The following is an 11800-nucleotide window of genomic DNA, read 5'->3' as shown; positions in this document are numbered from 1 at the left end:
CCCGCCCCCGCCCCCGCCGGGGGGGGGGGGGGGGCGGCGCGCCCCCGGGGGGGGGGCGGGGGGGGGGGGCGCGCGCCCCCCCCCCCCGGGGGGGGGGGGGGGCCCCCCCCCCCCGCGGCCACATACAACCCGCGGACACGCACCCGCCACAGGAGGGCCCGCCACCCGGGGCCCGGGGCAGCGCCCCGGTTTCGGGAAGGGGCGGGGAGGGGCATCGCGCCGCAGGCAGCCCCAACCACCCACCGGCCCGCACCCCGCCGCCGCCCGCCACCCGCCGGCACCCCGGCTCACCCCGCCGGCGCCGGGCACCGTCGGTGCACCAGGCACCCCTGGTGCACCCGCCGCTCCCCGTGCACCCGGCCCCGCCCGCAACGCCCCACACCCACTCCGCCCCGAGGGAGCTCGGACCCCATGACCACCACGCACACCGGCAACACCCGCGGCGCCCGGCCCTCCCCCGCCACCACACCCTTCTCCGTCGTCGACGAGATCACCCGGCACTGCCTCGACCCCCACGAGCCCGAGACCGTGCACATCGAGGTGCACCTCCCCGCCGCCCCGGACCCCGCCCGTCTCCGTGCCGCCTTCCTGGAGGCGCTCCGGCGCCACCCCCGCATCCTGATGCGCGAGGCCCCCGGCCCCTGGTACCGGCGCCGGTACACCTGGGAGCTGACGTCCGGGCCCGACACCGATGCCGTCGTGACGTTCCGGGACCCCACTCCCGACGCCCTCCCCGAGGCCCGCGCCCGCGCCCTCGCCCAGGCGCCGCCCCTCTCGCTCTCCCCGCCGATCCGGCTGGAGGTCATCGGTGACGTCCTCGTGCTGGTGATCAACCACACCGCTCTCGACGGCCCCGCCTGTCTGCGCATCCTGGCCACCGCCGCCGAGATCTACGGGGGCCGGGACAACTCCCCCGCGACCTCCGCCGCCCCGCCGCGCCCCGACGCGCACCCCCGGCAGCCACCCCCGTCGCCGGGGTTCGCGCCGGTCGCCCGGGTGGCGTCCGGCACTCCGCAGGCCGACGGCGACGGCAACGGCATCCTGGTCGCCGACCTCCCGGTGCCGCGCCGCCCGCGGGACGCCCCGTACACCGTCAACGACCAGCTCATGGTGGCCACCGCGCGCATGATCGCCGACTGGAACCGCGAGCGGGGCGGGCCGCCCCGGCCCTTCCGGATCACCATGCCGGTGGACGACCGGCCGCGCGGCACGGACATGCCGATCGGCAACGGCACCCGGCTCGTCGAAGTCCCCTACTCCGTGGCGGAACTGACCGGCGACGACACCGAGACGCTGCTGCGCCGCACGGCCGAGCGCACCCGCGCGCTCAAGGCCCTCTCCCGCCCCCAACTGGGCCACGGCGCACGGCTGCTGACCGCGCCCGTCGTCCCCGTCGCCGTACGTGCCGCGCTCACCCGGCAGATCCGCCGGGCCCTCGCCCCGTGGACGTCGACGACGCTGCTCAGCAACATCGGGCGGGTGCCCTACCCGCTGGACTTCGGCGACGGGGTGGGGCGGGCGAGCGCGGTGTGGTTCTCCGCGCCCGCCCGGATGCCGCGCGGCCTGACCGTCACCACCGCCAGCACCAACGGGCGGCTGCACCTCGCACTGCGCTGGTCGGGTGCCCTCCTCGGCCCCGAGGACGGCGTGCACCTGCGCGAACTCTTCGAGAAGCACCTCAACTCCACAGCCGAGAAGGGTCGTTCCTCATGAAGGCCACGGCCGACGACACCGTCGACGACTCCCGTACCGACGGCACGACCGACCGCACCGGCACGCCGGACGCGCCTCCCGGGCCCGCCCGCCCCGCCCGCCTGCGCGACTTCTACGAGAACCCGGCGGTCCCGGTGGCCTCCGGCGACGCCCGCAGCCTGCGCCAGGCACGGATGCTGGCCGCCGCGCTGGCCGGCACCCCCGGCGCCACCGTCCTCGACATCGGCTGCGGCGACGGCAGGGCGGCCGTCACCGCGGCCCCGTTCCTCACCGGGCACCGCGTCGTGGGCGTGGACTGGTCGCAGGACGCGCTGCGCCGGGCCGCCGCCTCCTTCGCCGCCGCGCCCGGCGAGCTGCGCGCGGTACGGGGCGAACTCACCGACGGGGGGCTGCCGTTCGCGGACGGTGCCGCCGACGCGGTCCTGTTCAGCGAGGTCGTCGAGCACCTGGTCGACCCGGACAGCGCGCTGGACGAGATCCGCCGGGTGCTCGCTCCCGGCGGCCACCTGATGCTCTCCACCCCCAATCTGGCCGCCTGGTACAACCGGGCCCTGCTCCTGGCCGGGGTGCAGCCGGTCTTCTCCGAGGTGAGCCTGCGCGGCATCCACGGCCGCCCCGGCCGCGAGGTCGTCGGGCACCTGCGGCTGTACACGGCGCGCGCCCTCCGCGAGTTCCTGACGGCGTCGGGCTTCGACGTCGTACGCGTCGCGGGCGCGCCCTTCCACGGGGTTCCGCGCCCGCTGCGCGGGCTCGACCGGCTCGCCTGCGCCGCGCCGTCCGCCGCCTCGATCCTGCTGGTGCACGCCCGCCGACGGCGGGAGGCCGGCTCCCGGGCGTCCGACGGCTCCCGGAGCGCGTGATGTGGTGGGGCGTGGTGGCCGCGCTGTTCGCGAACGTCCTCTACAGCGGCGGTTTCGTCCTGGAGAAGCGGGCCCTGACGAGTCTGCCGGGACTGGACATCAGGCGCCCGGCCCGCGCGGTGCGGCTGCTGCTGGGCAGCCCGCTGTGGATCGGCGGTTCGCTCGCCCTCTCGGGCGGGTTCGTGGCACAGCTCGTGGTCTACCGCACGCTCCCGATGACCGTCGCCCAGGCCCTGTTCATCTCCGGTCTCGTCCTGTTGCTGCTGTTCTCCTCCCGGGCGCTCGGCGAACGCACCTCGGGCCGCGAACGCGTGGCCATGGCGGCGATCGTGGCGGCCCTCCTGATGGTCGTGCTCTCCCTCGGCGACGGCTCGGAGTCCATCGGCACCTACTCGCCGCCCGCGCTGATCCTGCTGCTCAGCGGGCTGTCGCTCGGCGCGGGCATGTGGGTGTACGTCACCGCCGACCGCCGGGACGCCCGCCGGGGAGCGGCCGTCGAAGGGGCGGGCGGCGGCGACCCGCCCGACCGTCCCTCCAGCGGGGTTCCCTACGGAGTGGCCGTGGGGCTGGTGTACGGAGTCAGCTCACTCGCCATCAAGGGGGTCTCCGCGCTCTTCGACGCGCACGACCTGCCGGGCACCCTCGCCGCCGTGCTGTCCTCCCCGTACCCCTATCTCCTGCTGGTCACCGGCGCGACCGGTCTGGTCCTCTCGCAGACGGCGCTGCAGCGCTGCCGCGCCTCCCTCGTGGTGCCCGTCTGCACCACCACGTCCTGTCTGTACACCGCCACCCTCGGCAGCGTCGCGTTCGGCGAGTCGCTGCCGGGTGACCCGCTGCACCTCACCCTCCGGGTGGTGGGCGCGGTGCTCGCGGTCGCCGTACTGCTCGCCCTGCCCGCCACCACCCGGCAGCCCACCCCCGAGAAGGAACCGATCCATGAACCCCACTGACCCGCTCCTGCGCATCCTGGCCTGCCCGCTGGACAAGGGCCCACTCACCCTGCACCCGGCGGAGGACATCCTCTACAACCCCCGGCTGCACCGCGCCTATCCGATCGTCGACGGCATCCCGCAGCTCCTCCCGTCCTCCGGCGAACAGGTGGACGAGTCGGAGCACCAGCGCCTGACCGCACGCCCGTAGTGGCCGATCCGCACCACGCGCCCACCCCAACTCCACTGCCACAATGAGCACATGGTCACTGGAGGCAGGGTCGCGGTCGTCGGCGGGTCCATCGCGGGCTGTGCGGCGGCACTCGCCGCGCACCGGGGCGGCGCCGGGGAGATCACCGTGTACGAGCGCACCGGCGGCCATCTGGCCGACCGGGGCGTCGGGGTGGCGATGCACGACGCCAGGTACGCGGAGCTGGCGGCGGCCGGTTTCGTGGACGCGGACATGCCGTGGGTGCAGCTGACCAACCGTCAGTGGTACGTGCGGGACGACTCGGCGCCCTCGCCGCTGGGCCGCAGGCTCGCCGGGACGCCGTTCCCGTTCCGTTCCTACAACTGGGGTCCGCTCTGGCGGGAGCTGCGGGCCCGGGTCCCGGCCTCGGTGGACTTCCGGGCCGGCACGGCGGCCAAGCAGCTCCGGCTCATCACCCGGGGTGTCGAACTGGACGGCGAGGTCTACGACTTCGCGGTCGGCGCGGACGGCTACCGCTCCCTGGTCCGTACGGTCGCCTGTCCGGCCACCGTCCCCGTGTACGCCGGCTATCTGGCCTGGCGGGGCGCCTATCCGGAGTCGGACCTGCCGGACGCGCACCTGTGGCCCACCGACAGTTGTGCCTACGTGGTGTTCGACGGCGGCCACATCGTCATCTACCGCATCCCCGACGCCGCGGGCGGCCACCGCGTCAACTGGGTCTTCTACACCGCCCCGCCTGCCGGGTACACACTCCCGGCGGACGAGCAGCGCGCCCTCACCCCGGCGCTCGCCGCCCACCTCGACTCGCTGACCCGGGACCGGCTCCCGCCGTTCTTCACCGCGCTGATCGAGGCGACACCGCCCGGCGAGCGCTTCGTGCAGCCGCTGTACGACTTCACCGCCCCGCACTACGCCACCGACCGGCTGGCACTGGTGGGCGACGCCGCGACGGTGGCCAGGCCGCACACCGGCGCGGGCGCGGTCAAGGCGCTCCAGGACGCCGCCGCCCTGCGAACGGCGCTGTCCGCCTCCCCCACCTTCGCCGCCGCGCTCGCCGCCTACACCGAGACCCGCGCCCCGGCGGGCCGCACTCTGGTGGACCTCGGGCGCTCCCTGGGCCGGGCGATGGTGCAGGCCACTCCCGCCTGGGACGCCATGACGGAGGGCGAACTGACCGCGTGGTGGCGGACGGCGGACGGCTCCGGCGCGTTCGGCGGCAGCGAACTGGGCCGCCGCGCCTGACCGCACCCGGTCGCCCCCGGAAAACCGGGATTCCGCACCAAGCGCACCCGCACCGCGCACGGTACGACGGCGAGCGCCGGCCCTGGGCGGGGACGGCGCTCGCCGTTGCGCTGCCCGGTCCTCAGCAGGCGGGCACGGTGTTCGTCTCGCTGTAGACGTCGCTGTCCTTCATCCAGCCGCGCTTGCCGTTGTCGGCGGTGGTCAGCAGCCAGCGGTTGGGGTGCGGGCCGCCGCCGCCCGTGGGATCGGCCTCCAGGCGGCAGTCGAACCAGGACGGGTTGCTGTTCATGTAGCCGACGACGGTGACGCTGTCGGCCGCCCAGACCGCCGCGCCGCGCTTGTTGTCACACCACCACTTGCCGCCGCTCGCCCAGCAGGGCGCCGCCGCGGTCTTCTGGGGGGCGACGGCGGGCGCGGCGGCCTGGGCCGCGGTGCCGATGCCGGTGGCCGCGAGGACCAGTCCGGCGCTGAGGGTCGCGGCGGCGACGCGCATGCGGTGACTCATCACGCTGCTCCTTCTGATGACCCGGCAGCCGCACAGGGGCGTGTGCCGGTAGGGAGTTCCTACCGACGACACTGCAACGGCTCGCGGCCCCCGTGCCCTGTTTCCCGGTTGCCCGTGAGCAGGGGCAACGCCGCGCCGCACCGGGAAACACCCTCCGGCTGCGCCCCGGCGGCGCGGGCCTCGGCGCGGCGCGGGCCTCAGCGCGGCGCGACGACCGAACGCGCCGCCGAGAAGTCGCCCCACTTGCCGTCCGGCAGCTTCGCCCGCAGCTTGACGCTGTAGCGGGTGCCGGGCGGATCGGTGACGGTGAAGCTGTACGTGGCGGGACCGGCCGGCGGGGCGGCGCCCCAGACGACGGTGGTGGCGAACTTCCCGTTCAGGTACAGCTCGTACTCCTTCACCTCGCCGCCGGTGCGGGGCTGGGTCCAGCGCAGCAGCACCGTGCGCTCGCCGGAGCCCGAGGTGCGGGCCGTCGCGGTGAGGCCGGTGGGGGCGGTGGACGGGCCCTGTCCGGGGCCTGCCGCGGTCTTCAGGTCGAGGGAGTTGCTGTCCTTGGAGGAGTTCTCGGCGGCGTCCCGCGCCCGCACCGTGAAGGTGTACACGGTGCCCGGCCGCAGTCCGCCGACCCGGGTGCCGGTCTCGGTGCCGGGCACGCTGTGGATGCGGGAGTTCTCCTGGTAGACGTCGTACGCGGTGACGCCGCCGCCCGCGTCGGTGGCCCGCCCCCAGCTCAGGGCGACCGAGCCGGTTCCGGTGGCCCTGCCGCGCAGTGCGGTGGGCGCGGTCGGCGGCTCGCGGTCGTCGGGGGCGGCGGCCGGGGTCCTGGCCGCGACGGCGGCGCTCGGTGCGGAGAGGTTGCCCGCGCGGTCACGGGCCCGGACGGTGAAGGAGTAGGCCTTCGCCGGGGCGAGCCGGTCCACGTCGACCATGGTGTCCGGGGCGGCGACCGACTTGACCTTCGCCCCCTTCTCGTACACCTCGTAGCCCGCCACGCCCGTGTCGTCCGAAGAGGGGCTCCACATGACGTGGACGGAGGTGGCGCTGCCCGCCTGGGCGGTGACGCCGCCGGGCGTGGCGGGTGCGGTGCGGTCGAGCGGGGGCTGCGCCTTGGCGCCGCTGCACGCGGTGGTCGCGAGGAGCAGGGCGCCGCAGGCCAGCACGGCGTACACGGTGGGGCGTTGCACGACTGGACCTCTCATCCGTGGGGGAAGGAAGGAGAGCAATGGTCCAGACCTGTATGCCATGGACGCCCGCCGCGGACAAGAGGCGGGAGCAGGGGAAAGAGCCGGGCCGGGCCGGGGCGGCGGCGACCGCACCGGGCCCCCGCACCGGTGGCCGCCGCCCCGGTCAGCCGGCCGCGCGGTCCGCCAGCCAGTCCAGGGCCGCGGCACCGCCGCCGAGGACGGAGATGTGCCCGTCGGCCGGGCTGAGCCGCAGTTCCGCGGTGGGGCAGTGGTCCGCGAGCCACCGGCCGTGCGCGCCGGGCACGACCCGGTCCTGGCCGCCGTGCAGCAGCAGGACCGGTGCGACGACCTCCGCGGGATCGAACCCCCACGGGTTCACGTACGCCAGGTCGTCGGCGATCAGCCCGCCGGGGCCGGACTCCACGGCCGGGCCGACGACGTCGGCGAACCAGGCCCACTCCCCGGCCAGTGCCGCGTGGTCGGCCGGGGTGAACATCTGCGGGTCGTACACGGCGGACGCCTCGTGGGCCTCCTTGGCGGCACGCCCCTCGGCGGCGGCGCACAGTGACGCCACACCCGAGTCCGACATTCCGGCGAACCAGTCGAGACCCTCGGCCGCGAACGGCGCCGGTCCGGCCACGGACGCCGCTGCGGACACCCGCTCGGGCAGCAGCGCGGCGCACGCCAGCGCGTGCGGGCCGCCGCCGGAGTGCCCGAGGACCGCGAACCGGTCGATGCCCAGGGCGTCGGCGAGCGCGGCGACGTCGGCGGCGGCCGACGCCACGTCCCGGCCGGGAAGGGGGGTGGAGCCGCCGTATCCGGGCCGGTCGTAGGACACCCAGCGGACGCCGCGGCGGGCGGCGGCCGGGGCGAGGGGCAGGGGCGGCGCGCCGATGTTGGGGGTGCCGTGGTGCCAGAGGACCACCGGGCCCGCACCGGAGGGGTCGGGTCCGGTGTCGTAGACGTGCAGCCTCCGGCCGTCGCCCAGTTCCAGATCGGTCTCCCGCATGCCGCCTCCCGACGCCTCCGCCGCCCGGCAGTTCGCCGGATGGCACGAACCTATCGGTCGCCCATCATGGCCTAATCTCGAACAGCTCATCGAACGCGTTCGCCCGAACGTGGAGCGCGGGGCGTACGCCCCTCCTGGCGCTCACTCCAACCGGCCACCCCCGCCCCAAGGGGCGAACACCCGTGTGAGCAGCGGGTCCTGCCCGCACCGCGACCATCCCTGACGAGCGGAAACGTCAACGGGGCCGGACCGCTCCGGCCCCAACCGCCCGCCGGGCCACGGCAGTCCACCGGTGTCCCCGAGCGGCTTCCCGTCGTGGTAAACCTGGTCCGACGACTCCCACGACCGGGAACGTTTGTTCCGCCACGTTTACGGACATCCTTGTGAGCGGGTGTCGACAGCGGCGTGATGCGCCACCTTGGCCTGCCCCCAACAGGCCCTGGTACAGGCGCGATTGTGGTCTATTCGGCCACGGGGACGGTGGTTGTGCGGCCCAGGGGCGACTGCATGGCCTACGCGCGGGAGCACCGCTGCGGGCGCCCTTGACCGGCCGGACCCGCCGCACCGCCCAGCCGTCGTACGGCCCGCCGAAGCCGGGACCCGCGCGGAACACCGCGGGGAGCTGATCATGCAGGTCCTGGGGAATTGCACGACCGGTGACACAGGGAGTCGGGAACGATGCAACGAGACAGGACCAGCGGAGAACTCGCGCGCACCATAGGGGCGAACGTCCGTCACCACGCCGAGGACTACGCGCGTCGCGAGGCGGCCGGGGCGGCCCGGCTGGCCGCGCTCACCGAGGGCTCCGCACCGCGGGCGGACGACACGGCGATCACGCTGCCCGGGGCGCTGGCCACGGACCCCAGGGAGTTCCCCCCGCCCAATGAACAGGGCGCCCGTCGGCTACGGGAACTGGACGAGGAACTGGCCCTCGTCGGAAAGGCGTTCCCCGCCCTGGAGACCGACATCAAGGTCTGCAGGCTGGTCGGCGAGATGCTGGAGCGTGCCTGGCGCGCGCGGGCGGAGAGCCTGACGTCCCCGGAGCCCGGGGACGGCCCGTCGTACCCGGCGGCCGAACCGGAACAGGACGCGCCGTGCGGGTGCCTCTTCTGCTCGCGGCTGCCGAAGCCACCGGCCCGCCGGATCGCCGACTACGCCTTCCGCCGGAGCGACGGGCCGCCGCTCGCCGTGAAGATCTGGCCCTACCGGCAGGAGCTCGACTGCGTCCTGACCGGCGGCTGGGTGTGGAACCGGGCGCTCCAGGACGCCGACACCGGCCTCGACCTGAGGTTCCGGTACGAGGACGACATCCTGACCTTCCCCGAGTACAAGCGCACCGGGATGACCCTGGACATGCAGGGCGCCACCCGGGCCGTGCGCGAGGGCCTCGCCGAGAACTTCGACATCACCGGGGCCCGCGCCCTGATCAGCGGGATCTTCATCAACTACAAGCGGGCGGTGGACGAGTACTGGATAGGGCTGCACCGGCAGGGCAAGGTCGTGCTGCCGCAGTCCACCCCGCTGGACCGGGCCAACTACACCATGCTCCAGACGATGGACTGCCTGTGGTGGCACGTGTCTCCCGACGACCAGCTGTGGCTGGAGGAGAACCTCGCCATCCTGGTCATGTCCCGGCTGGTGGACGACATGGTGGACGTCCGCGCCGACGCGGTCACCGGGGAGATCAACAACTTCTGGCTGTCGGCGATGCCCGCCCACGACAAGACCATGCTGGCCACCAGCGTCATCGCGCTGATCAAGTACGCGTGCATGCCGGAGTCGCGGGGCGTCCTGTGGAACCTCAACCTGGTGGGCGCCACGGCCGTCTGGATGGGACTGAACGGCCGGCACGCCCTGTGGTTCGACGGCATCACCGACGGGCTGCCCCCGGTCGAGGACTGCCTGCTGTGCCGCCTCCAGCCCAACCCCTGCACCGGCCTGGTCACCACGGGCGTCACCCTGCGCACCGGACCCCGGGCCACCGTGAGCGAACTGGGCGAGCGCGCCCGGGAGCTGTCCGAGCGCTGCCGCAGCCAGTACCCCCAGGTCTGGGAGCTGTTCCACTCAGAACTCGCCGGCTTCGAGGCACTGCACGGCGAGTGGCTCGGGGACACCGACACCACCTGGGAGATCCTGCGCCGGACCTATGTCGCGGCGCTCGCGGCGGCGTCGGGCGATGCGGACATCGACGCGATACAGCGCGACTCGGGCAGTGTCGGCGCGGACTTCTGGCACACCCTGAACCTGGGCGGCGCCCCCGGCTGGCGGGAGAACACGGTGCTGCTGGTCTACCTGTTCGGGGCCGCGCACCCGCACTTCCTGTGGAACTGCCTGGGTCACGAGCCGACGGCGCTGGACGGCGACTGGCTGGACGGCTGACCGGGCCGACGGCGCCGGGCGGAGGTGCTGCCTCCGCCCGGCGCCGGGACGGCTCGGCTCGGCTGCCGAAGTGCGGCCGGGGAGGCTCAGCTGCTGAAGAAGTCGCTCACCCTGTCCGCGAACTGCTGCGCGCTCCGCTCGTGGATGCGGTGGCCGCCGGGCAGGGTGACCTGGGTGCAGTCCGGGATGCGGTCGGCCATCTCCGGCAGGCGGGACTGGTCCATCTCACTGTCCGGGCCGCCCGTGACGAGCAGGGTCGGGGCGACGATGTCGCCGAGCCGCTCCAGCCAGTCCGGCGGCGGGTCGGCGAGCTGCGCCTGGATCTCCGGGATCGCGTTCTCGTCGTAGTCGACTGGCCCGTCGGGCGGAAGTACGTCCTCCGCGTCGGCGAAGGGCGCCGGGGTCTCCTCCAGCACCAGCCGCTCCACCCGGTCCGGGTGGTCCTGCGCCAGGAGGTAGGCGACCACGCCGCCCATGCCGTGGCCGACCACCGCCGCGCGGTCGATCGTCGACTCCTCGATGAAGCCGAGCACGTCGTCCCGCATCTGTTCCAGCGCGTACTCGTCGGGCCAGTCGCTCTCGCCGTGGCCGCGCAGGTCGAGCGCGTACACCCGCCATTCCTCGCCGAGCGCCTGCCCGGCCTTCTCCCAGCTCGCGGCGGAACTGCCGATTCCGTGGAGCAGGATGACGGGGGCGCCGTGCTGGTCGCCCCAGGAGCGGTACGCCATGCGTACGTCGCCCACGTCGACGACGGAGTGATCTTCCATGACTCCGACGGTACAGGGGGTGCCCGCGTGCCAGGGTCGTCGGGTGAAGTCCGTGATGCGGGTACTGGGACTGATTGCTGCGGTCTCGGTACTGGTGGGGTGCGTAAGCGTGGATTCGGGCGGGATGGAGGGGGGTGGTGGGGCGCAGGGTTCCGCGGTGCCGTCCGCGCGCGGGGTGCCGTCCGTGTCGCGGCCGTCCCCGCGGGCCTCGCCCCGGGTCCCGTCCGCCGGGGCGGCGGACCTGGACGCGCCCGCGAAGAAGGACCTCGCGATGCGGCTGATCTCCAGCGCCGAGAACTCCACGCTGGACTGGCGCAGGCAGTACCGCTACATCGAGGACATCGGCGACGGCCGCGGCTACACCGCCGGAATCGTCGGCTTCTGCTCCGGCACCGGCGACATGCTGAAGGTGGTCGAGCGCTACACCGCCGCGCGCCCCGGCAACGTACTGGAGAGGTACCTGCCCGCCCTGCGCGCGGTGCGGGGCGGCGACTCGCACGCGGGACTGGAGGAGCCCTTCACCCGGGCGTGGCGCGTCGCGGCCGACACCGACCCCCTCTTCCGGGCCGCGCAGGACGTCCAGCGGGACCGGGAGTACTTCGATCCGGCGGTGGAGCAGGGGAAGGCGGACGGTCTCGGGGCGCTGGGGCAGTTCGTGTACTTCGACGCGTTCGTGATGCACGGATTCGGCGACGGCCCGAACTCCACCGGCTTCGCCACCCTGCGCGCCCGGACGCGCAAGGTGGCCGCCCCACCGTCCGCCGGGGGCGACGAGCGGGCCTATCTGGAGGCGTTCCTCGACGTACGGGCCGACTCGATGCGGCGGGAGCCGCTGCACGGGGACATCAGCCGGGTCGAAACGGCCCAGCGGGTGTTCCTGCGCGCGGGCAACCTCACGCTGCGCACACCCCTGCGATGGAAGGTTTACGGGGACACCTATCAGGTGGGCTGAGGGATCCGTTCCGGGTGCCCGCCCGTCGAAAGGTGGTCAGTGTCCGCTC

Annotated in this window: 11 protein-coding genes; 7 read left to right on the top strand and 4 right to left on the bottom strand. The window is 74.4% G+C overall.

Translation table 11 applies throughout. From position 1 onward, the window contains the following. Positions 1-411: 411 nt before the first annotated feature. The 5 genes from ACFYVL_RS15310 to ACFYVL_RS15290 are packed head-to-tail and all read left to right on the top strand — an operon-like array spanning position 412 to position 4955. Positions 412-1713, top strand: coding sequence for a condensation protein (locus ACFYVL_RS15310; RefSeq protein ID WP_389244730.1), 1302 nt, complete (start codon positions 412-414; stop codon positions 1711-1713). Further along, entirely contained in the window at positions 1710-2573 is an 864-nt protein-coding gene (locus ACFYVL_RS15305; protein ID WP_389244729.1) for a class I SAM-dependent methyltransferase, read from the top strand. Before ACFYVL_RS15310 ends, ACFYVL_RS15305 begins: the two co-directional genes overlap by 4 nt. Then, positions 2573-3523 (top strand): hypothetical protein, encoded by a 951-nt coding sequence (locus tag ACFYVL_RS15300; RefSeq protein ID WP_389244728.1) that lies wholly within the window; start codon positions 2573-2575, stop codon positions 3521-3523. Before ACFYVL_RS15305 ends, ACFYVL_RS15300 begins: the two co-directional genes overlap by 1 nt. Continuing rightward, on the top strand, positions 3510-3713 hold the full coding sequence (locus ACFYVL_RS15295; protein ID WP_389244727.1) for a Trm112 family protein: 204 nt from the start codon (positions 3510-3512) through the stop codon (positions 3711-3713). The genes ACFYVL_RS15300 and ACFYVL_RS15295 overlap by 14 nt, the downstream gene beginning before the upstream one ends. A gap of 51 nt (positions 3714-3764) precedes the next feature. Next, positions 3765-4955: an FAD-dependent monooxygenase gene (locus ACFYVL_RS15290; protein ID WP_389244725.1), complete on the top strand. Its 1191-nt coding sequence runs from the start codon at positions 3765-3767 to the stop codon at positions 4953-4955. Positions 4956-5076: 121 nt separating this feature from the next. Here the strand turns inward: ACFYVL_RS15290 and ACFYVL_RS15285 are convergent, their stop codons facing one another. The 3 genes from ACFYVL_RS15285 to ACFYVL_RS15275 all read right to left on the bottom strand — a co-directional run bounded on the left by ACFYVL_RS15285 (position 5077) and on the right by ACFYVL_RS15275 (position 7653). Continuing rightward, positions 5077-5460 (bottom strand): hypothetical protein, encoded by a 384-nt coding sequence (locus ACFYVL_RS15285; RefSeq protein WP_389244724.1) that lies wholly within the window; start codon positions 5458-5460, stop codon positions 5077-5079. A gap of 197 nt (positions 5461-5657) precedes the next feature. After that, the gene (locus ACFYVL_RS15280; protein WP_389244722.1) at positions 5658-6644 is read right to left on the bottom strand and encodes a fibronectin type III domain-containing protein; all 987 of its coding nucleotides are present in this window, start codon (positions 6642-6644) and stop codon (positions 5658-5660) included. A 163-nt stretch (positions 6645-6807) separates the two neighbouring features. Continuing rightward, positions 6808-7653: an alpha/beta fold hydrolase gene (locus tag ACFYVL_RS15275; RefSeq protein WP_389244720.1), complete on the bottom strand. Its 846-nt coding sequence runs from the start codon at positions 7651-7653 to the stop codon at positions 6808-6810. A gap of 678 nt (positions 7654-8331) precedes the next feature. On the opposite strand from ACFYVL_RS15275, the gene ACFYVL_RS15270 reads away from it, so the two are divergent. Continuing rightward, positions 8332-10032: a hypothetical protein gene (locus ACFYVL_RS15270; RefSeq protein ID WP_389244718.1), complete on the top strand. Its 1701-nt coding sequence runs from the start codon at positions 8332-8334 to the stop codon at positions 10030-10032. 86 nt (positions 10033-10118) lie between these two features. On the opposite strand, the gene ACFYVL_RS15265 is transcribed toward ACFYVL_RS15270, so the two are convergent. Then, positions 10119-10799: an alpha/beta fold hydrolase gene (locus ACFYVL_RS15265; RefSeq protein WP_389244715.1), complete on the bottom strand. Its 681-nt coding sequence runs from the start codon at positions 10797-10799 to the stop codon at positions 10119-10121. 124 nt (positions 10800-10923) lie between these two features. On the opposite strand from ACFYVL_RS15265, the gene ACFYVL_RS15260 reads away from it, so the two are divergent. Further along, entirely contained in the window at positions 10924-11751 is an 828-nt protein-coding gene (locus tag ACFYVL_RS15260) for a chitosanase (RefSeq protein WP_389244839.1), read from the top strand. Positions 11752-11800 lie beyond the last annotated feature (49 nt).

Origin of the sequence: Streptomyces sp. NPDC004111 (genome assembly GCF_042874215.1) — a bacterium.
In the GTDB taxonomy this organism is placed as follows: domain Bacteria; phylum Actinomycetota; class Actinomycetes; order Streptomycetales; family Streptomycetaceae; genus Streptomyces.
The sequence above is the reverse complement of the archived record's forward strand: the minus strand, read 5'-3'. Positions and strand labels throughout refer to the sequence as shown.

Bases quoted from the DNA above. Each gene is read 5' to 3' on its own strand.
- ACFYVL_RS15310 (WP_389244730.1), top strand. From the start codon at position 412: ATGACCACCACGCACACCGGCAACACCCGCGGCGCCCGGCCCTCCCCC.
- ACFYVL_RS15305 (WP_389244729.1), top strand. From the start codon at position 1,710: ATGAAGGCCACGGCCGACGACACCGTCGACGACTCCCGTACCGACGGC.
- ACFYVL_RS15300 (WP_389244728.1), top strand. From the start codon at position 2,573: ATGTGGTGGGGCGTGGTGGCCGCGCTGTTCGCGAACGTCCTCTACAGC.
- ACFYVL_RS15295 (WP_389244727.1), top strand. From the start codon at position 3,510: ATGAACCCCACTGACCCGCTCCTGCGCATCCTGGCCTGCCCGCTGGAC.
- ACFYVL_RS15290 (WP_389244725.1), top strand. From the start codon at position 3,765: ATGGTCACTGGAGGCAGGGTCGCGGTCGTCGGCGGGTCCATCGCGGGC.
- ACFYVL_RS15285 (WP_389244724.1), bottom strand. From the start codon at position 5,460: ATGAGTCACCGCATGCGCGTCGCCGCCGCGACCCTCAGCGCCGGACTG.
- ACFYVL_RS15275 (WP_389244720.1), bottom strand. From the start codon at position 7,653: ATGCGGGAGACCGATCTGGAACTGGGCGACGGCCGGAGGCTGCACGTC.
- ACFYVL_RS15270 (WP_389244718.1), top strand. From the start codon at position 8,332: ATGCAACGAGACAGGACCAGCGGAGAACTCGCGCGCACCATAGGGGCG.
- ACFYVL_RS15265 (WP_389244715.1), bottom strand. From the start codon at position 10,799: ATGGAAGATCACTCCGTCGTCGACGTGGGCGACGTACGCATGGCGTAC.
- ACFYVL_RS15260 (WP_389244839.1), top strand. From the start codon at position 10,924: ATGGAGGGGGGTGGTGGGGCGCAGGGTTCCGCGGTGCCGTCCGCGCGC.